The sequence below is a fragment of the Galbibacter sp. L-19 genome, from assembly GCF_056857615.1.
Map to the genome: position 1 here is coordinate 138832 of NZ_JBSXNL010000062.1, position 20288 is coordinate 159119.

At 34.0% G+C, this 20288-nt stretch carries 17 protein-coding genes; 7 read left to right on the forward strand and 10 right to left on the reverse strand.

Features of this window, described 5'->3' with window-relative positions:
• Positions 1-56 precede the first annotated feature (56 nt).
• From pyk to AC13CQ_RS12090, 5 genes are all read right to left on the reverse strand, one after another.
• Positions 57-1484: a pyruvate kinase gene (gene pyk / locus AC13CQ_RS12070; protein WP_008611171.1), complete on the reverse strand. Its 1428-nt coding sequence runs from the start codon at positions 1482-1484 to the stop codon at positions 57-59.
• Positions 1477-1950 (reverse strand): IPExxxVDY family protein, encoded by a 474-nt coding sequence (locus AC13CQ_RS12075; protein ID WP_008611172.1) that lies wholly within the window; start codon positions 1948-1950, stop codon positions 1477-1479. Before AC13CQ_RS12075 ends, pyk begins: the two co-directional genes overlap by 8 nt.
• A 109-nt stretch (positions 1951-2059) precedes the next feature.
• Positions 2060-2794 (reverse strand): ribonuclease III, encoded by a 735-nt coding sequence (rnc, locus tag AC13CQ_RS12080; RefSeq protein WP_008611173.1) that lies wholly within the window; start codon positions 2792-2794, stop codon positions 2060-2062.
• Between the two features lie 16 nt (positions 2795-2810).
• Positions 2811-4061 carry a beta-ketoacyl-ACP synthase II gene (fabF, locus tag AC13CQ_RS12085; RefSeq protein ID WP_008611175.1) on the reverse strand — a complete coding sequence of 417 codons (1251 nt, stop codon included), beginning with the start codon at positions 4059-4061 and terminating at the stop codon, positions 2811-2813.
• Between the two features lie 97 nt (positions 4062-4158).
• Positions 4159-4392 (reverse strand): acyl carrier protein, encoded by a 234-nt coding sequence (locus AC13CQ_RS12090; RefSeq protein WP_008611177.1) that lies wholly within the window; start codon positions 4390-4392, stop codon positions 4159-4161.
• Positions 4393-4571: 179 nt separating this feature from the next.
• Here AC13CQ_RS12090 and purN point away from each other — a divergent pair, with 179 nt between their 5' ends.
• The 5 genes from purN to AC13CQ_RS12115 are packed head-to-tail and all read left to right on the forward strand — an operon-like array spanning position 4572 to position 9131.
• Positions 4572-5135 carry a phosphoribosylglycinamide formyltransferase gene (purN, locus tag AC13CQ_RS12095; protein WP_008611178.1) on the forward strand — a complete coding sequence of 188 codons (564 nt, stop codon included), beginning with the start codon at positions 4572-4574 and terminating at the stop codon, positions 5133-5135.
• Positions 5128-5601, forward strand: coding sequence for a ribonuclease HI (gene rnhA, locus AC13CQ_RS12100; RefSeq protein WP_474507140.1), 474 nt, complete (start codon positions 5128-5130; stop codon positions 5599-5601). The genes purN and rnhA overlap by 8 nt, the downstream gene beginning before the upstream one ends.
• A 35-nt stretch (positions 5602-5636) precedes the next feature.
• Positions 5637-6233, forward strand: coding sequence for an START domain-containing protein (locus tag AC13CQ_RS12105; RefSeq protein ID WP_474507750.1), 597 nt, complete (start codon positions 5637-5639; stop codon positions 6231-6233).
• Between the two features lie 26 nt (positions 6234-6259).
• Positions 6260-7186, forward strand: coding sequence for a PfkB family carbohydrate kinase (locus AC13CQ_RS12110; protein ID WP_474507749.1), 927 nt, complete (start codon positions 6260-6262; stop codon positions 7184-7186).
• 46 nt (positions 7187-7232) lie between these two features.
• Positions 7233-9131: an amidophosphoribosyltransferase gene (locus AC13CQ_RS12115; RefSeq protein ID WP_008611182.1), complete on the forward strand. Its 1899-nt coding sequence runs from the start codon at positions 7233-7235 to the stop codon at positions 9129-9131.
• A 529-nt stretch (positions 9132-9660) separates the two neighbouring features.
• Here the strand turns inward: AC13CQ_RS12115 and AC13CQ_RS12120 are convergent.
• Positions 9661-11088 carry a Gfo/Idh/MocA family protein gene (locus tag AC13CQ_RS12120; RefSeq protein WP_474507141.1) on the reverse strand — a complete coding sequence of 476 codons (1428 nt, stop codon included), beginning with the start codon at positions 11086-11088 and terminating at the stop codon, positions 9661-9663.
• Between the two features lie 113 nt (positions 11089-11201).
• On the opposite strand from AC13CQ_RS12120, the gene AC13CQ_RS12125 reads away from it, so the two are divergent.
• Complete coding sequence (locus AC13CQ_RS12125) at positions 11202-12299, forward strand: PA0069 family radical SAM protein (protein ID WP_008611189.1); 1098 nt, start codon at positions 11202-11204, stop codon at positions 12297-12299.
• A 220-nt stretch (positions 12300-12519) separates the two neighbouring features.
• Here AC13CQ_RS12125 and AC13CQ_RS12130 read toward each other — a convergent pair whose 3' ends face one another.
• The 4 genes from AC13CQ_RS12130 to AC13CQ_RS12145 are packed head-to-tail and all read right to left on the reverse strand — an operon-like array spanning position 12520 to position 19179.
• Positions 12520-16020 carry an efflux RND transporter permease subunit gene (locus AC13CQ_RS12130; RefSeq protein WP_474507142.1) on the reverse strand — a complete coding sequence of 1167 codons (3501 nt, stop codon included), beginning with the start codon at positions 16018-16020 and terminating at the stop codon, positions 12520-12522.
• Positions 16021-16023: 3 nt separating this feature from the next.
• Positions 16024-17190 carry an efflux RND transporter periplasmic adaptor subunit gene (locus AC13CQ_RS12135; protein WP_335587142.1) on the reverse strand — a complete coding sequence of 389 codons (1167 nt, stop codon included), beginning with the start codon at positions 17188-17190 and terminating at the stop codon, positions 16024-16026.
• 12 nt (positions 17191-17202) lie between these two features.
• Entirely contained in the window at positions 17203-18570 is a 1368-nt protein-coding gene (locus AC13CQ_RS12140; protein WP_474507143.1) for a TolC family protein, read from the reverse strand.
• Positions 18571-18573: 3 nt separating this feature from the next.
• Positions 18574-19179, reverse strand: a complete 606-nt coding sequence (locus AC13CQ_RS12145) for a TetR/AcrR family transcriptional regulator (protein ID WP_008611193.1) — start codon at positions 19177-19179, stop codon at positions 18574-18576.
• A 129-nt stretch (positions 19180-19308) separates the two neighbouring features.
• Here AC13CQ_RS12145 and AC13CQ_RS12150 point away from each other — a divergent pair, with 129 nt between their 5' ends.
• Positions 19309-20283 (forward strand): polyprenyl synthetase family protein, encoded by a 975-nt coding sequence (locus AC13CQ_RS12150; protein ID WP_008611195.1) that lies wholly within the window; start codon positions 19309-19311, stop codon positions 20281-20283.
• Positions 20284-20288: the final 5 nt, after the last annotated feature.

Here is a 20288-nt window from a genome sequence, read left to right on the forward strand (position 1 = left end):
CAAGGTGACAACTGTAAATTACTTTTTAGACAACCCCTTTAACATATTTAAGTAATCTATATTTCTGTAACTCTAAGTGTATTAACCATTCCTTTTTCTTTAATTGGCATGGCTGCAAGGCTAATCATCATATCTCCTTTTTCTAGGAATCCTTTTTCTTGCGCTATTTTATTTACATCTTCAATAGTTTGATCGGTGCTTACAAACTTATCATAATAAAAAGCTTTTACACCCCACAGCAAGCTCAATTGTGTTACAATTCTATGGTTAGAAGTAAACACTAAAATATGAGCTTTTGGTCTCCACGCTGAAATCTGAAAAGCCGTATATCCACTATTAGTAAGTGTTGAAATAACTTTTGCATTAATTTCATTTGCCATACTAGCCGCATGAAAACACACAGATTTTGTAATATATCTTTTAGTTTTTATATGAGGTGGCTCTTGAGGAACTTTAATCAACGGAGAATGCTCTACACTATCAATAATACTGGCCATTCTTTCTATAACTTGTACAGGATATGACCCTACAGAAGTTTCTCCAGAAAGCATTACTGCATCTGCTCCATCCATAACAGAGTTTGCAACATCGTTTACCTCTGCTCTAGTAGGAGTTAAACTAGAAATCATAGTTTCCATCATTTGCGTAGCAATAATAACTGGAATTCTAGCTTTTTTAGCTCTTAAAACTAATTGCTTTTGAACTAGAGGAACCTCTTGAGCAGGAATTTCTACCCCTAGATCTCCACGAGCAACCATCAAACCATCACAGTGTGCAACAATTTTGTCTATATTTTCTACTGCTTCTGGTTTTTCTATTTTAGCTACAATCGGAATTTTATTATCTGTATGTTCAGCAATTAATTTCTGAAGATCCATTAGATCCTCACTATGACGAACAAAAGAAAGCGCCATCCAATCCACATCTTGCTTAATAGCAAAAATTGCGTCTTTAATATCTTTTTTGGTAAGCGCTGGTAAAGATATATTTGTATTAGGAAGGTTTACTCCTTTTTTAGACCTTAGTGGTCCTCCTTGGATAACTTTAGCTTTTACCTCTGCTTTCCCATCTGTAGTAACAACTTCAAACATTAGTTTTCCATCGTCTAATAAAATACGCTCCCCTGGTTTTACATCTCTAGGAAACTCTTTGTAATTCATGTAAACACGCTCTGCAGTACCTTCAAATGGTTCTCCAGTAACAAAGGTAATTTCGTCTCCTTTGCTTACAATTACATCTTCTTTCATTACTCCAACACGGAGTTTAGGACCTTGAAGGTCGGCAAGAATAGCGGTGTTATAATTAAATTCTTTATTTAAAGAACGAATCATTTCAATACGTTCCTTAACATCATCGTAATCTGCATGCGAAAAATTAATTCTAAACACATTTACGCCAGCTTCTATCATGTCTTTTAAGACCTCTCTAGTGCTTGTGGCAGGACCAAGCGTTGCTACAATTTTTGTCTTTTTTCTATTAGGCATTCGTTAGAAAAATTAAGTTATTTTTATATTTTAGTTGTTGTGCTTCTATTTTATATGCGGTAATAATACCAGGTATTTTATTTAATTTACTTATTACTTCTAAGGCTTTATTATAAGCTCCATCTTCGTCTATTTTAAGAAAATAGTCCACTTTACTATATTCAGGAATAAAAAAAGCGCGCTGTATTGAACTATTTTCAAACAAACTTATATCTTCTCTTTTTTGCTGAATATTAACTTTATTCTTAATCAAACTCCATGTTATTTCATTTGCCTCATCAAACCACTTATAAGCTGGCATACTCACCCGATCTGCAATGTTTACATCAACATCCAACCGTTTCAATTTTATTTTAAATACTAAATTTAAAAAATAAGCTAACCTATAATCGTCTAAAGAACCGTGAATAGCGATTAAGGTATATGAGTGTTCATAAAAATCATCTAATAGTTTATAGATAGCCATAAATGAGTTTACACGGAATTGTAAATATATAATTATAACTCTGACTTAGCAACTTTTAAGTCCTTGATTGCAATGAATTTAAAACGAAAACGTTGTAGTTTACATTTAATTATTCATCTATTTTGTGTTGCAATGCATAGTAAGCCCTTTTAGATGCGCTTTCTTCAGCTTTTTTCTTAGAAGTAGCTCTTGCTTTAGAAATTAACTCTTTGTTAATATAGAGTTTTACTGCAAAATGCTTTATGTCGTCGTTTCCATTATCTTCATAAGTATCAAATAGAAATTCTTTTTTTTCTTTTTGACACCATTCAATAATTAAGCTTTTGTAGCTTATAATTTTTCCTTCAAGATTTTCAATATCTACATAAGGTTTAATTACGCGTTGCTTAATAAATCGTTCACAATAATGATAGCCTCTATCAAGAAAAATAGCCCCTACTAAAGCTTCGAAAACATTTCCATGTATATTATCTCCAAAGTGCTCATTTGGGATTTTACTTTTTACAAATTTTATAAGATTAAGGTCTTTTCCTAATTCGTTTAAATGCTCTCTACTTACAATTTTAGAACGCATTTTAGTTAAATACCCTTCATCTCCCGTAGGAACTTCATTATATAAATAGTGCGAAATAATAGAACCCAACATAGTATCCCCTAAAAATTCTAGTCGCTCATAATTAACAGGTAATCCTTTTTCATCTTTTATATTAACAGAACGATGTGTAAAGGCTTTCCTATAAAGCGCTATTTTTTTAGGTTTAAATCCTAAAATTCGGTAGATTTCTAAAAAAAAATCCCCGTCATCTTGTGACCGGGAATTTAATATTTTTCGAATGATCTTCATTCAGTGAGATTGATATCTAATCTAGCTTTTTAAACACTACGCAAGCATTATGCCCTCCAAATCCAAAAGTATTACTCATTGCTACTTTAACTTCTCTCTTTTGTGGCTCGTTAAGCGTAAGATTAAGTTTAGGATCAATGTTTTCGTCTACTGTAGAATGGTTAATTGTTGGAGGAATAACACTTTTTTCTATAGCCATAATTGAGGCAATAGCTTCTACAGCACCGGCAGCACCTAATAAGTGACCTGTCATAGATTTTGTAGAGTTAATGTTAATATTATAGGCATCTTCTCCAAACACTTTACTTATTGCTTTAAGTTCTGCTACATCTCCTAGAGGTGTAGAAGTACCATGCGTATTAATTGCATCTACTTCAGATGGTTTTAATCCTGCATTCTCTAAACAATTTTTCATAACAGCAACAACGCCAATTCCCTCTGGATGCGGTGCCGTCATGTGGTAAGCATCAGAAGATAAACCTCCACCAACAACTTCTGCATAAATTTTTGCTCCACGTGCAATTGCGTGGTCATATTCCTCAAGTACTAAAGCTCCAGATCCTTCTCCGAGCACAAAACCATCTCGATTTGCATCAAATGGTCTAGAAGCCGATTTCGGATCATCATTTCTAGTACTCATGGCATGCATCGCATTAAATCCTCCCATTCCTGCGGCTGTTACGGCTGCTTCAGAACCTCCTGTTATTACAACATCGGTAGTTCCTAAACGAATAGAATTTAGCGCATCGATAATAGCATTTGCCGACGATGCACATGCGGATACAGTGGTATAATTAGGGCCCATGAAACCATGCTTTATGGAAATCAATCCAGGCGCTATGTCTGCAATCATTTTAGGAATAAAGAAAGGATTAAACCTCGGACTTCCATCGCCCAAAGCATAATTAGTAACTTCTTCTTGAAAAGTTTCTAATCCACCAATTCCTGCTCCCCAAATAACGCCAACTCTATACTTGTTAACCTTTTCGATGTCAAGTCCTGAATCTTTCAAGGCCTCATCTGCCGTTACCATGGCATATTGAGCAAAGCGGTCCATACGTCTCGCTTCCTTTCGATCTATAAAGTCTGTAGGATCAAAATTTTTAACTTCACAGGCGAATTGTGTTTTAAATTTGGACGCATCAAAATGGGTTACTGGAGCAGCTCCACTAACGCCATTTAAAAGACTGTTCCAATATTCGTCTACAGTGTTCCCTATGGGTGTTAATGCTCCTAATCCTGTTACTACAACTCGCTTTAGTTTCATCTGAATATTTTTTATTCTGATAAATAATCTACCAAAAAAATTTATTCACGCAATATAGCATGAATAAATTTTTTGGTCTATTTTTTTATAAAAACGTTTATTTTGCTTCTTCGATATACTTAACTGCTTGACCAACAGTAGCAATGTTTTCAGCTTGATCGTCTGGAATTTGGATATCAAATTCTTTTTCGAATTCCATGATCAATTCCACAGTGTCTAATGAGTCCGCTCCTAGGTCGTTGGTGAAGCTAGCTTCAGCCACAACCTCGTTTTCATCTACACCTAATTTGTCTACGATAATCGCTTTTACTCTTGATGCAATGTCTGACATAATTTTTTTGTTTTAAAATTTAATTGTTGGCAAAAATAAAAAACTTTGCTTTAAAAAAACGTTTTGAGGCTAAAATGTGCTTTTAAAGTTAATAATTTTTAATTCAACTATTTAATTTTTGCCTTCTATTTCTTAATTTTTATTCTTTTTTTTGCCTAGAAATTAAATCATTACATTCTATGAAAAGCATCGTAATATTAGCCTCTGGCTCGGGAACCAATGCTGAAAATATTATAAAATATTTTGAGAAATCTACAACCGCATCGGTTACCATGGTGCTGTCAAATAAAAAAGATGCAAAAGTGCTCGATCGAGCAAATAATTATGGAAAAAGTGCTATTTCTTTCAATAAAACAGCTTTTTCAAATGGTCATATCGTCGAGTTATTGTCAACTTTGAATCCAGATTTAATAGTTTTAGCAGGCTTTTTATGGAAAGTCCCTTCAGCAATAATTAATGCCTTTCCTGATAAAATTATAAATATCCATCCTGCCTTACTTCCAAAATATGGCGGAAAAGGAATGTATGGAATGCGCGTTCATGAAGCAGTTGTAGAAAATAAAGAGGTAGAATCTGGAATTACTATTCATTATGTAAATGAAAATTATGATGAAGGAAGCATTATTTTTCAAGCAAAAGTTCAAATTACTTCTACCGATACCGCTGAAGATGTGGCACATAAAATTCACCAATTAGAATATATGCATTTCCCTAAAATTATTGAAAAAGTATTGAATGACTAAACACGATGTACATATTTATACTGATGGATCTTCTAGAGGAAATCCAGGCCCTGGTGGCTACGGAATTGTAATGGAGTGGGTAGGAAAACCGTATAAAAAAGAGTTTTCTGAAGGGTTTAAAAAAACTACCAATAACCGTATGGAACTTCTAGCTGTAATTGAAGCCCTTAAAAAGTTAAAAAAAAGTAATACATTAGTAAAAGTTTTTTCCGACTCTAAGTATGTAGTAGATGCCGTAGAAAAAGGTTGGGTATTTGGCTGGGAAAAGAAAAATTTTAAGGATAAAAAAAATCCAGATTTATGGATTGAGTTCTTAAAAGAATATAGAAAGCAAAAAGTGAATTTTCAATGGATAAAGGGTCATAATAATCATCCGCAAAATGAACGTTGTGATTTTTTAGCTGTAGAAGCTTCAAAAAAACCAAACCTCCCTATAGACAAAGGATTTGAAAATAGTAGCACATAAGGTATCATTCAGAAAAAAATAAAATTAACGCCCCCATGAAAATTTTAACACTTCTCTGCATCTACTCCATAAGCTTTATTACAAACGCTCAGGAATGGAATTTAAAAAGAAATTCCAACAAAATTAAAGTCTACACAAGATCCTTGGATTCCACCAAATTTAATGAATATAAAGCTATTCTTGTTGCCAATTCCACCCCAGAAAAGGCAATTAAAATAATTACAGATGGCAACAACTTAAAAAACTGGAATTATAAAACCCCAAAAAGCGAAGTACTTAAAAAGGTTTCTGAAACAGAATATATTTTTTGGATGGAAAACGACTTACCATGGCCTGTAAACGATCGAGACAACATCTCCAGAGTAACCATTAACCAAACAGATGCATCCACTTATAAAATAAACATTGAACCCGCCGATAGCAGCTATGTAAAAGCCAATAAAAATGTAATTAGGATGGATAATTTTAAGGGGTATTGGTTAATAAAACCGATTGGGAAAGACTCGGTAGAAGTTACGCAACAAATGTATGGAGACCCTAAAGGAAACATTCCTTCTTGGATAGCAAATTCTATTCTCACAACATTTCCTTACCATTCTTTTGAAAAACTGAAAGAGATACTGGAAAACTAAGCTTATATTTGCAAAAAAATTATTGCATGGGTAAATTACTAATTGTAGGAAGTGTAGCTTTTGATGCTATTGAAACTCCTTTTGGTAAAACTGATAAAATTCTTGGTGGAGCAGCGCCATTTATAGGGTTAGCAGCTTCTCAATTTAATGTAGAAAGTGCTATCGTATCTATTGTTGGAAACGATTTTCCTCAGGAATATTTAGATCTTTTTACTGACAGAAACATCGACATTAGCGGTATTGAAGTTGTAAAAGACGGAAAAACTTTCTTTTGGAAAGGCAAATACCACAACGACCTTAATTCTCGAGACACTTTAGAAACTCAACTAAATGTACTAGCAGATTTCAATCCTATTGTTCCGAAAAGTTTTAAAGATGCTGACGTTTTAATGTTAGGAAATCTAAATCCTTCCGTCCAATTAAGTGTTATTGACCAAATGGAAGTGAAGCCAAAACTTATTGTTTTAGATACAATGAACTTCTGGATGGATATTGCTTTAGAAGAACTAATGGAAGTGATTGCAAAAGTAGATGTTATTACTATTAATGATGAAGAAGCCAGACAATTGTCTGGAGAATATTCTTTAGTAAAAGCTGCTAAAAAAATCCATACTATGGGACCTAAATATGTGGTAATTAAAAAAGGAGAACACGGAGCATTACTTTTCCATAAAGGAAGTATTTTCTTTGCTCCTGCTTTACCATTAGAAGAAGTTTTTGATCCTACTGGTGCTGGAGACACGTTTGCTGGAGGTTTCTCGGGTTATATTGCAAAAACCGACGATTATTCTTTTGACAACATGAAAAATGCTGTGATTCACGGTTCGAATCTCGCTTCTTTCAATGTAGAGAAATTTGGATCCGAAAGGCTTCAAGAGCTCACAAAAGAAGAAGTATATAAAAGACTCACACAATTTAAGAGTCTGACACAATTTGATATAAAACTTACATAAATAAACCACTGCCCTGAATAATTTCGGGGTTTTTTATTCGATTATAATGAGTGACGCTATTAAACACGAATGTGGAATTGCACTAGTTAGACTGCTAAAACCATTAGAGTACTATAAAGAAAAGTACGGAACTGCATATTACGGTATCAATAAAATGTACCTAATGATGGAGAAGCAACATAACAGAGGGCAAGATGGAGCAGGATTTGCCAGCATTAAATTAAATATGCAACCAGGAGAGCGCTATATGAGTCGTGTACGCTCAAACCAAGCACAGCCTATCCAAGATATTTTTAATCAAATTAACTCTCGTATTAACGACGAGTTGAAGGAAAACCCTGAGTACAACGATAGTATTGATATCCAAAAACGTGAAATTCCTTATCTAGGAGAGTTAATGTTAGGGCACGTACGTTACGGTACTTTTGGTAAAAATAGCATAGAAAGTGTACATCCATTTCTAAGACAAAACAACTGGATGCACAGAAACTTAATTGTAGCTGGAAACTTTAACATGACCAATGTTAACGAGCTATTTTCAAACCTAATTCGTATTGGGCAACACCCAAAAGAAAAGGCAGATACAATTACAGTAATGGAAAAAATAGGTCACTTTTTAGATGATGCTGTTTCCAAACTTTATAAGCAAATTAAGAAGGAAGGCTATACAAAAATGGAAGCTTCTCCAATTATTGCTGAAAGATTAAACGTAGCCAAAATCTTAAGAAAAGCTGCTAAGAATTTCGACGGAGGTTATGCTATGGCAGGACTTATTGGACATGGAGATGCTTTTGTATTAAGAGATCCAGCAGGAATCCGCCCTACATATTACTACCAAGATGACGAAGTAGTAGTTGTTGCTTCAGAAAGACCTGTAATTCAAACCGTTTTCAATGTAAATTTTGATGATGTAAAGGAACTAGATCCTGGAAAAGCTATTATCATAAAAAAAGATGGCTCTACTTCTACTAAAAAAATATTAGACCCTTTAGAAAGAAAAGCATGTTCTTTTGAACGAATCTATTTCTCTAGAGGAAGTGATGCTGAAATTTATCAGGAAAGAAAAAACTTAGGACGTTTCTTACTTCCAAAAATCTTAAAAGCTATTGATGAAGATATTGAAAACACAGTATTTTCGTATATTCCAAATACAGCGGAAACCTCTTTCTACGGAATGGTAAAACAAGCTCAAGATTTTTTAAATGAGAAGAAAGAAGAGGAAATACTCAAAGAGGGGGCTAACCTTACTAGCGAACGTTTACACGAAATACTTTCTAAAAGACCTCGTATTGAAAAGGTAGCTATAAAAGATGCAAAACTACGTACTTTTATTACCGAAGATAGTAGTAGAGACGATTTAGTAACTCATGTTTACGATGTTACTTACGGATCTGTAAAGCCAACCGATAATCTTGTTATTATAGATGATAGTATTGTTAGAGGTACTACATTAAAAAAGAGTATCCTTAGAATTTTAGACAGATTACACCCTAAAACAATTATTGTGGTTTCTTCTGCACCGCAAATTCGTTATCCAGACTGCTATGGTATTGACATGGCACGTATGGAAGATCTAATTGCCTTTAAAGCTGCTTTGGCTTTACATGAAGAAAGAGGAACTATAGCTATTGTAGAAGAAGTATATAAACACTGTAAAAATCAAGTAGATTTACCTGACTCAGAAGTTGAAAATGCTGTTCAAGCTTTTTATGAACCATTTACAGATGAAGAAATTTCTGCTAAAATTTCAGAACTTCTATGCCCAGAAGGAATAAATGCCGAAGTGCAAATTATCTATCAAACAGTTGAAAATTTACACAAAGCATGTCCTAAAAATTTAGGAGATTGGTATTTTACAGGTAATTACCCTACAGCAGGAGGAAATAGAGTAGTAAACCGTTCATTTATGAACTTTTACGAAGGAGTGCAAGGGAGAGCTTATTAAAAGCTCATTGCACTTTAACGTTAAAATATGCAATTTAACTGATTCTTAACTTAAAAATAGCACATATATCATATCTTTGCTTATACCATAGCATAAGTAGGTTAAGTTCATGGTAAGATTTGGGGCAAAAAAGGTGGATTAATTTCCACCTTTTTTATTTTCTACACTTTTAAGCTTCACTTTTAGAATTTCATAAATAAAATATCTCAAAGATAATTCTGGAACATTAGAAAAATATTTTGATGTAAGCGTTGAAATATTTGAGTGCATACATTTAATGTTGTATTCCATAAGCAACATTCATTTCATCTAACAAAACGTGCATTATATCCGATTCTTAAAGACAGAAACATTAGCAGTTTATATATTTACACTACCATAGCATAAGTAGGTTAAGTTCATGGTAAGATTTGGGGCAAAAAGGGCGGATTAATTTCCGCCCTTTTTATTTTTATAATCTTATTCCTTCTAAAATAACATAAAAAAACGCCTGTAAATACAGACGTTTCTTAGATTTATATTAAAGATTTTACACTTTTAATTCCCAACCTTTTCTATAAGTTCCTGTAACCCATTTATTAGCATCTGGGTAATTGGTTACTTTCATATTCTCGCCATCCCATAAAATTTTCTTTCTTCCAGGATAGTCGTATGGAGCCCAATCTCCCACTTTTTTACCAGGTTGTAACACTTTATACTGGAAGGCTTTTATAGCTAAATTTCCCATCAAAACAGCTTCTGTTAATGGTCCAGCATAAGAAAATGGTGACGAAGTTTCAATTCCTTTTAAACATCCATCAACAAAATTATTATAATGTCCACCAATAGCTCCATCTACACGTTTAAGATGTTCTTTAGGGAATGCACCTACTTTATCTTTATAATGATTTAAGATTCTAGGATTTTCTGAATACGCATCCGTTACTAAAATTCCTTTTTCACCATAAAAAATAGAACCTCCTCCTGGATCTCCAATAGTTTCTCCTTCTTGTAATTCTTCAGGAATTTTAGGCATAATTCCGCCATCATACCAATTTACTTCAATATCACCATGAGCTTCTGTATTAAACTTCAATCTAACAATAGAAGAAGGCGGACAAGCTTCATCATAATTTGCTTCTACAAAATCTCCAGACCAAACAGTAGTACAACTAGCCTCTGCTTCCGTTGGATATCCTAACTTTAAAGTTCTAAATGGAGTTTCCAAAATATGGCATCCCATATCTCCTAAGGCTCCAGTTCCAAAATCCCACCAACCACGCCATTTAAATGGCAAATAAGCCGAATTGTAGGGTCTAAACTCTGCAGGTCCCAACCACTGATTCCAATCCAACGTATCTGGTACAGGCTCTCCATCTGGACTATTTCTAAGTCCTTGCGGCCAAACAGGACGGTTTGTCCAACAATCAACTTTAAGAACCTTTCCAATAACCCCTGCTTCAATCCACTCTTGAGTAGTTCTTGCACCATCTGAAGAACTTCCTTGATTCCCCATTTGCGTAACAATTCCCTGCTCTTTAGTAACCTTAGACATTAGGCGAGCTTCAGCTATAGTGTGCGTAAGAGGTTTCTCTACATACGCGTGCTTTTTAGCTTGCATAAAAGGAATGGCTACTGTAGCATGATTATGGTCTGGCGTTGCCACCATAATTGCATCTATATCTTTTAAATGATTATCGTATACTTTTCTAAAATCGCTATAAGTTTTTGCCTTGGGGTGTGCATTAAAAGTGTCTTTTGCTCTAACATTATCCACATCACACAAAGCAACATACTTTACTTTTTTAGTATTGTAAAGCTCTTTTATAACTTGACCTCCTCTTCCGCCAACTCCAACACCCGCCATGTAAAGGGTGTCACTTGGAGGAACATGAATTCCTCCCATTACATGAGAAGGTACAATGTAAAGTGCGCTTCCTGCTGCCGCTGTGCTTTTAATAAAATTTCTCCGTTTCATTTATTAAATCATTAAAGTTTTTATTGGTTACTGATAATTTGGCAAAAAAGTTACGTAAAAAATTTAGAAGAATAATTCATTTGGTGAATGGATTTTTTCCATAATTTTGGAAAATGTCCAAAGAAAAGAATATCATAAAAGGAAGAGGCGCACAGCTGAATGTTCGGAATAAATTTCTTGAAGCATCTCATGAAACAAGAGATGATTTCTTGGAATATTGCAGATTAGAAGGAGAAGTAGCAGATAAAAATAAGACGAGCTATTTAGAAGTATTTCCAAAAACAATTGTAAATAAAGTAACCAGTCCAGATGTAGGAATGGCTTATTCCATGAATCCATATCAAGGATGTGAGCATGGGTGCATTTACTGTTACGCTAGGAACTCCCATGAATACTGGGGTTATAGCGCCGGTTTGGATTTTGAACGAAAAATTTTAGTCAAAAAAAACGCTCCTCACCTTTTAGAACAAAAGCTTTTAAGTAAAAATTGGAGCGCTAAAACTATTGTTATGGCAGGAAACACAGATTGTTATCAACCTGCGGAACAAGAATTTAGAATTACGCGGAAATGCTTAGAAATATTCTTGAAGTACAAACATCCTGTAGCAATTATTACCAAAAATGCCTTTATTAGAAGGGATTTAGATTTATTAAAAGAACTTACTGCCCATGGTCTTATTGCAGTAAATATCTCGATTACTTCCTTGAGCGAAGAAACTAGAAGGGTTTTAGAGCCAAGAACTGCCAGTATTAAAAAAAGGTTAGAAACTGTAAAACTGCTCAGCGAGAACAACATCCCTGTTAACGTAATGATTGCCCCTATTATTCCAGCCATAAATAGTCATGAAATATTACCCTTAGCTAAAGCGGTAAAAGAGCATGGTGCACTGTCCATTGCCTTTACAATGGTTAGGTTAAACGGAGCTATTGGAGAAATTTTTACTGATTGGATACAAAAAACACTTCCAGATAAAGCAGAAAAAGTATTACATCAAATAGCAGAATGCCACGGCGGAAGCTTAAACGATAGCAGGTATGGCGTTAGAAAAACTGGAGAAGGGAAAATTGCAGAACAAATTCACAACCTCATTAGAATTGCCAGAAACACCTATTTTAAGGATACTGATTTCCCTAAATTAAACCATAGTTTATTTGAAATGCAGCGTCATAAAATGAAGTATAACTCCAATGGACAAACAAGTTTATTCTAAAAATTCACCCTTCAGAAATTACAATAATAGCTGTCTGTTAAAGGAATTTATTATAGAAATAAAAAATCGGCTTTATGAATAACTCATAAAGCCGATTTCCTAAAAAACGAACTTAAGTAAACTCCCTTAGAATAAGCCCACGAAGCATTAAAGGAAAACCTAAAAATATTTTAACGCTAGCATCGGAGTATTCAAATCTCCCTTAGAGAATATTCTTATCTTAAATAGGAGATACGTCTTCCAACTTTTCAACAACTTCTTCTTTTTTACTTCTGAATTTAAGTTTTATTAAATACACTATGTAAAATAATAAAGGAACTATAATTAGGGTTAAGAATGTAGCTATAAACAGCCCAAAAATAACTGTCCAAGCTAAAGGTCCCCAAAAAATTACGTTATCTCCTCCCATATAAATATCAGGATTGAAATTGGTAAATAGAGAGAAGAAATCGATATTCAATCCAATTGCCAAAGGAATTAATCCTAAAATAGTTGTAATGGCAGTAAGTAAAACTGGTCTTAATCTTGCTCTACCAGACATAACCAATACCTCTTTCATATCATCTTTTGGAAGTATATCTTCATTTTCATTTAAGCCTAACTTTATTTTTCTTCTATCGATAAGAATTTGTGCATAGTCGAGCAATACAACCCCATTATTTACTACAATCCCCGCCAGAGAAATAATTCCCATCATGGTCATCATAATAACAAACGACCACCCTGTAATCATCAAGCCTCCAAAAACACCTATAAAACTTAAGAAAATAGCTAACATGATAATTGTAGGCTTAGAAATTGAACTAAATTGGAAGATAAGAATCAACATAATAAGTCCTAATCCAGAGAAAAAGGCACCCATTAAGAAGTTCATTTGCTTTTGCTGCTCCTCTAATTGTCCTGTATAGTCTATATGAATGTCTTCTGAAACTTCAAAATTATTCATTTCCTTTTGGATTTTTCCTACAACAGCACCAGCATCTGTATACCCTGGAGCCAATCCAGAATAAACGGTTACCACACGTTTTAAGTCTCTATGTTTAATTGCACTAAAAGAAGACGTGTTTTTTTGTTTAGCAACCGCTGAAACAGGAATTTCTTTTATTTGTCCAGATGCTTGATCACGAAAAATTATATTTTGATCGAATAACGCACTTGGATTATACCTCAAATCTTCATTAAAACGAACATAAATATCGTAATCGTCTCCATCTTCTTTATAAATCCCTGCTTTCTCTCCAAAAATAGAACGTCTTAATTGATTTCCTACTTGACCAACTGCAACGCCTAATTCCCCAGCCTTTTGTCTGTCTACCTCAACAACCATTGCTGGTTTATCTTTGTTTACATCAATTTTAAGCTCTTCAACCCCAGCTACATTTCTAGTGTTGATATAATCGCGCATTTTTTCTGCGTTAACAATTAATTCATCATAATCTTCTCCACTTAACTCAATATTAATTGGATAACCAGAAGGAGGCCCCGCAACATCTTTTTCTACTGAAATAGCAATTCCAGGAAAAACACCTTTCAAGGCTTCTTGAACCTTTTTACGAAGCACTTCACTATCTTTTCCACGACGGTATTTATACTCTCGCATGGTTGCGGTAATCTTCCCTTTGTGAGGCATTTCTGCACTAGAACCACCATCTGTTTGTGGGTTTCCAGCTCCTTCTCCTACTTGAGAAACAGCAGATTCTACCATGTAATTATAATCGCCATCCATGTATTCATCAGCATTTAAAACTGAATATACACGTTTTTCAATTTCTTTAGTAATGGCATTAGTTTTATCAATATCGGTCCCTTGAGGATACTCAATATAAACTATAATTTGATTTGGTTTGTTATCTGGGAAAAACTCAACTTTAGTTCTACCACTTCCTAAGGAAGCGCCAAACAACATAAACACAACAATTAACAAAGCAAAAGTACTTACAACATAAACCCCAGGTCTCCATCCATCAAGAGATTTTTTCAGAAAATTCTGATACTTATTCTCCAGCCAAGTTAACGTATGTTTTTGGAAATAATCTGCAGAGCCTTTTAACCAATATCTGTATACCCAGAACATAATGGCAGTAAAAATCATCAAGGTTCCAATTCCACGAATAGCACCACCGAGTATTAAAATGAGTAGCCCAGGAACTCCTAAAATTATACTCAGTCTAATAAGTTGTTTTCTAGTAAGCTTTTTTTCGGCAGTGTCCATAAATTGAGACACCAACATAGAGTTCATAAAAATTGCCACCACTAAAGACGAGCCTAGAACTACAGAAAGTGTAATTGGAAAATACTTCATAAACTCCCCCATTACTCCTGGCCACATTCCTAGCGGAATAAAGGCAGCAACCGTAGTTGCAGTTGAAATAATAATAGGGAAAGCAATCTCTCCAATTCCTTTTTTAGCAGCCTCTATTCGGGACATTTTTTCTTCATCCATCAATCGGTAAACATTTTCTACAACCACAATACCGTTATCTACCAACATCCCTAATCCCATAATTAAACCGAAGAGAATCATGGTATTTAGTGTGTAACCTAATGCCTGCAAAATCATGAACGACATAAACATGGACATTGGAATTGCAAATCCTACAAAAAGTGCATTTCTAAATCCTAAAAAGAACATTAATACTCCTACAACTAGAATAATTCCGAAGATGATATTATTTACAAGGTCGTTTACTTGATTTAATGTTTGCGATGATTGATCGTTAGCTACAGTAATTGATAAATCTAGCGGAAAATAATTTTTCTCTGCTGTTTTTATAATTTCTCGAATCTTTTCTGAAGCCTCAATCATATTCTTCCCTGCTCTCTTTTTTACATCGAGCATTACTACACTTTCTCCAAATTCTCGTGCAAAAGTAGTTTTGTCTTCCTCTTTAAAAGTTACCTCAGCAATATCTCTTAAATAAACAACCCCATCTTGAGATTTTACTACAAAATTATTGAGTTCCTTAGGATTTTCTACTTCTCCTAAAATTCTAATTGTTCTACGTTGTCCACTAGCAATCATGTTCCCCGCAGACATAGTAACATTTCCGTTTCGAATGGTGTTGAGTACATCATCAAAGCTAATTTTAGCAGCCATCATTTTATAAACATCTACAGCTACTTCAACTTCTTTCTCTTGTGCTCCTCTAATATCTACCTGCTTAATCTCTGGAAGCTCTTCAATTTTATCTTCAAGGTACTCTCCAAACTCTTTTAATTTATCAACAGGATAATCTCCTTGAATATTGATATTTAAAATTGGCATTTCCTCAGACAAATTAAGGTCGAACACATTTGGCTCTACTTTTGCGCCATTAAAAACAGGCCAATCTTCTCCTGCCTTTTCAGCATCTACCTCATCTTTAACTTTTTGCTTTGCGGCTTCTACAGTAATATCTTCATCAAACTCAACAGTAATAATAGCATAATCTTCTTGAGAAGTAGAAAGAATTTCCACTACATTACTTACATTTTTAAGTTCGTCTTCTAATGGATCTGTAATTAATCTTTCTATATCTTCAGCAGTATTTCCAGGATATGGAGTACTGATGTATATTTTAGTTTCTTTTACTTCGGGAAACGACTCTCTAGGCATTCCGAAGTAGGCAGAAACCCCCAGAGCAAGAACAATCGCTATCATTACATAGATAGTCGTTTTATTCTCGATAGCCCAGGACGAAAGTCCAAATTCTTTATCGGCGTTTTTATTAATTTTACTCATGGACTATTGCTTTAATATTTGAACGTTTTGTCCTTCTTGAACACTACGTGCCCCTTCTTTTATGATATGGTCTCCAGCTTTGATTCCTTCTAAAACCTCCACTAAATCTCCTTGTGTTTTTCCTGTTTGGATAATAGATTGATGCACTTCTGCTTCTCCACTGTCTTGAATATTTGTAGCGATATACACATATTGATTTCCATCGGCATTTTCAGAAATTACACTTTGAGGAATCAAGAAAGCATTTTCACTAGTATAATCGTTAATAATAACTTTAGCAGTTAAGTTTGGCTTTATCAATCCGTCTTTATTTGGTACGCCAACTTCAATTTTAAAAGAGCGGTTATTTGGATTAATGTAATTACTTACTTGTCTTATTTCAGTATCAATCTTTTTATTAATTACAGGAAAATCTGCAATTACTTTAGTTCCTTTTTCAATACTTGCTAAATATTTTTCTGGGACTTCAGACTCGATATACATATTGTCTAAACTCACAATCCGCATTAAAGGCGTTCCTTGCGCAACATTGCTACCTTGGTCTGACATAACTTCTTCTATTGTTCCAGAAAACGGAGCCACCACAGTAGCTTTAGCTAACTGACTTTCTAATTGAGAAACCGCACTTTTGTTAGATTCGTATTGTGTTTGTGCTTGTAAATACTGAATTTCAGAACCAATGTTTTGTTCCCACAATCTTTTTTGACGCTCATAAGTTGTTTGTGCTAAACTCTCTTGCGCCTTTAATTGTGCCAATTGTGCTCCAAGTCCGCCCTCATCAATTCTAGCTAAAACCTGACCTTTTCTAACTTCCTGACCTTCTTTTACTAAAACCTGTTGAAGCGCACCAGAATATTCGGCATTAATAATTATGTTTTCTTTTGTACTTACACTTCCTTGTAATTCTATATAATGATTAAAAAGCGAATCTTTTGCTTTAAAAGCTGTTACTAAAACATAATTTTTTGTTGTATCTAGCTTTTTAACAGCTTCATTAAGTGCTTTTAAATCTGTACTTAAGGCATCGTGTTCTAAATTTACTTCTTCCCGCTTTGCCTTTATTTGTTCTAAATTTCCGCTTGCTATAACATCTTCTACAGATTTATTATCGCCACCCCCACAAGATGCCAAAATTACGGCTGTTAATATGATTAAATATGTCTGTTTCATTTTTATGCTGATTTAGTTTTTTTCTGAATAATCTCTATTTGAAAGTTGAGGGGTATTTAATACCGTTTCTAATGTTGCTTTGGTATCTATAACATCCAACATGGAATTTATATATTCTTGTTGGGCAGTATATAACTGTGTTTGTGCTTGTCTTAAATCAAAACTTGTAGTAATTCCTTCTCTATATTTAATAAGGTTTTTACTTTCAATACGCTCAGCAAGTTTTAAATTGCTTTCTGCTGTTTGGTAGTTTTCAATAGCAAATTTATAATTGCTCTTTGCTCTTTCTAAGTCAAGATTTATTTGTTGTGTAGCCTGAACAAAATCTGTTTTTGATTGCTCCAATGCAATTTTTGCTTGTTGTGTTCTAGCGCTTCTTTGTAAGGAACTAAAAATTGGAATGTTCATGCTCACCCCAAGTACTGAAGATTGAAACCAAGAAGTTTCACTATCAAAAAATACAAATTCATTATCAAAAGCAGAAGTTCCATAATTAACAAAACCATTAATAGATGGCAACGCCTTACTCTTTTCAAGCTTTAATTCCAACTCTCTTTGTTCGGTTAAATTCTGAGCAATTCTATAATCTACATTATTCTCAAAATTAAACTCTGTTTCTGTAAGAGCCAAAGCAATACTCTCTGTAGTAAGTGTTTCCAAACTATCTTCAAGATTTACCTCTGCATCTACTGGAATTCCCAATGCTAAATTCAACATTTGCTTAGCTATAGATTCCATTCTTTCAGAATTACTCAACTGATTTTGAATTTGCGATGTGGTAATTTGCAATTGCTCTACATCTTCTTCCTCTGCAAAACCATTATCGTACATGGCTTGAGTTTCTTTTAAATTATCTTTTAAAGTAGCAAGGTTCTTTTCAAAAATAGCAACACTTTCTTGCGTTAATAAAACACTCCCATAGGCATTAATAACCCCTTTTCTAACTTCTAGAAGCGTTTTTTCGTTTGTATTCTCATTATAATCCACAAATACTTTTGCTGCTTTAAGTCCTACTAAATAAGAGCCATCAAAAATAAGCTGTGTTAAAGTTCCTGTAAGCGACATGTTTTGCTTTGTCCCAAAAACTACAGGCACAAAACTACCAGGAGCTCCACCAGCAATCTCCCCAGGGATAAGCGTTACAGGTTGTTTTAATTGATTCTGATAATCTACAACCCCATCTATTTGAGGCAAACCAGCAGCAGTAGTTTCCCACTTCTTTTTAATAGATTTTGCAATTTCTCGCCTTGAATTAATTGCTGTATAACTACTATCTAAGGCAAAATTTACCGCTTCTTCCATAGAAAAACTGTAATTTCTCTCCTGAGAAAAGCCTAAGCTAGAAATTAGTAATATGGCGATGATTGTTAATTTTCTCATCGGTTAGTTTTTGTTTTCGTTAATAAATTCATTTAAAATTTTAAGTCCACTTTCTGTGGCAATTCCACAGATATGATATTCTAGAAATTTAGTTCCCAACTCATCTGGGGCATACAAATCTATAGGGAATATTTCTGTGTCTTTTATTCCTACCATCCCACTAAAATATATTCGAGCTATAAAATCAACATCCAACTCTTTTCTAAAAAGTCCCATCTCAATTCCTTTTGCAATATTCTCCGATACACTCTCACGCATTACCTCAAATTGTTTTAAAATAAGTCGCTCATAGATTCTTGGATAATACTTTTTTAGTTGAAATTGCGCAGACGACTTCTTGTCTTTCATATAATCTCCTACAAATCTTTTTATATGAAACAATTCTTCTATAGGGTTATGAGCTGCTTCACAGATAAATTCTATTCCGCTGCAAATCGATTCAAAAATATAGAAAGCGGTTGCCTCTACTAATGCTGTTTTTGTTTTGAAATGCTGATATATTGTTTTTTTTGACATCCCTAACTCGTCAGCAATATCATCCATAGTAACGCTTTTAAACCCAAGGCTTAAAAACATTTCTGTTGCTTTATCAAGTATTTTTTCTTTCATAATTAGGGGCAAAGATACTACAGGAAACTTTAAAAACAATAAAAGTTTCCAAAGTATTTTCAATTATTTAACATTGAAATGCAATTGGGGAATTTTTTAATTATGGTATTTTAGCCAAAAATTGACTTTATGTTATCTATCGAAGCTTACAGAGACGCTTTTATTAGTCACTTAGAAAAAGAAATTGTCACAAAAGAGCCTGTAAATTTATACAAACCAATACATTACATTTTAAACTTAGGCGGAAAACGTTTACGTCCAGTGCTAACTTTAATGACTGCTGATATTTTTGGAACAGACTATAAAAAAGCTATGCACGCAGCCATGGCTGTTGAAATGTTTCATAATTTTTCTTTAGTCCATGACGACATTATGGACGATGCTCCTCTTAGAAGAGGCAAAGAAACGGTACATGAGAAATGGGATTTAAACACTGGAATTCTTTCTGGAGACGCAATGCTTATTGTAGCGTATCAATTTTTTGAAAATTATGATGCTGAAACTTTTCAGCAATTGGCAAAACTTTTTAGCAAAACAGCAATAGAGGTTTGCGAGGGTCAGCAATATGATGTTGATTTTGAAACTAGAGATGATGTAACCATCGATGAATACTTAAAAATGATAACCTATAAAACAGCCGTTCTTGTTGGAGCTGCTATGAAAATGGGAGCCATAATAAGCAAAACCGATGAAAAAGAAGCACAAGCTATTTATGATTTTGGACTTAATTTAGGGATTGCTTTTCAGTTAAAAGATGATTATTTAGATGCTTTTGGAGACCCAAAAACATTTGGAAAGCAAGTAGGAGGAGATATTATAGAAAACAAAAAAACATATTTATATTTAAAAACTCTCGAACATTTAAATACAGAAGAAGCAGAACAATTACATCATTTATACTCTATTAATCCAAATGAATCTTCCAATAAAGTACAAGCTGTTAAAGAATTAATGGTTTCCAGCAAAGCATCCGACGCTACTTTAAAAGCAATTGAAGCGTATACCGAAAAAGCATTAAACGTTCTTGAGGAATTAGCAATAGCAGCTCCTAAAAAAGAAGTTTTAAGAGCTTTTGCTAATATGCTAATGGGCAGACAAGTATAGTTAAT

Excerpts from the sequence above, each read along its gene's own strand:
- pyk (WP_008611171.1), bottom strand. The coding sequence starts at position 1,484 with ATGCCTAATAGAAAAAAGACAAAAATTGTAGCAACGCTTGGTCCTGCC.
- AC13CQ_RS12075 (WP_008611172.1), bottom strand. The coding sequence starts at position 1,950 with ATGGCTATCTATAAACTATTAGATGATTTTTATGAACACTCATATACC.
- rnc (WP_008611173.1), bottom strand. The coding sequence starts at position 2,794 with ATGAAGATCATTCGAAAAATATTAAATTCCCGGTCACAAGATGACGGG.
- fabF (WP_008611175.1), bottom strand. The coding sequence starts at position 4,061 with ATGAAACTAAAGCGAGTTGTAGTAACAGGATTAGGAGCATTAACACCC.
- AC13CQ_RS12090 (WP_008611177.1), bottom strand. The coding sequence starts at position 4,392 with ATGTCAGACATTGCATCAAGAGTAAAAGCGATTATCGTAGACAAATTA.
- purN (WP_008611178.1), top strand. The coding sequence starts at position 4,572 with ATGAAAAGCATCGTAATATTAGCCTCTGGCTCGGGAACCAATGCTGAA.
- rnhA (WP_474507140.1), top strand. The coding sequence starts at position 5,128 with ATGACTAAACACGATGTACATATTTATACTGATGGATCTTCTAGAGGA.
- AC13CQ_RS12105 (WP_474507750.1), top strand. The coding sequence starts at position 5,637 with ATGAAAATTTTAACACTTCTCTGCATCTACTCCATAAGCTTTATTACA.
- AC13CQ_RS12110 (WP_474507749.1), top strand. The coding sequence starts at position 6,260 with ATGGGTAAATTACTAATTGTAGGAAGTGTAGCTTTTGATGCTATTGAA.
- AC13CQ_RS12115 (WP_008611182.1), top strand. The coding sequence starts at position 7,233 with ATGAGTGACGCTATTAAACACGAATGTGGAATTGCACTAGTTAGACTG.
- AC13CQ_RS12120 (WP_474507141.1), bottom strand. The coding sequence starts at position 11,088 with ATGAAACGGAGAAATTTTATTAAAAGCACAGCGGCAGCAGGAAGCGCA.
- AC13CQ_RS12125 (WP_008611189.1), top strand. The coding sequence starts at position 11,202 with ATGTCCAAAGAAAAGAATATCATAAAAGGAAGAGGCGCACAGCTGAAT.
- AC13CQ_RS12130 (WP_474507142.1), bottom strand. The coding sequence starts at position 16,020 with ATGAGTAAAATTAATAAAAACGCCGATAAAGAATTTGGACTTTCGTCC.
- AC13CQ_RS12135 (WP_335587142.1), bottom strand. The coding sequence starts at position 17,190 with ATGAAACAGACATATTTAATCATATTAACAGCCGTAATTTTGGCATCT.
- AC13CQ_RS12140 (WP_474507143.1), bottom strand. The coding sequence starts at position 18,570 with ATGAGAAAATTAACAATCATCGCCATATTACTAATTTCTAGCTTAGGC.
- AC13CQ_RS12145 (WP_008611193.1), bottom strand. The coding sequence starts at position 19,179 with ATGAAAGAAAAAATACTTGATAAAGCAACAGAAATGTTTTTAAGCCTT.
- AC13CQ_RS12150 (WP_008611195.1), top strand. The coding sequence starts at position 19,309 with ATGTTATCTATCGAAGCTTACAGAGACGCTTTTATTAGTCACTTAGAA.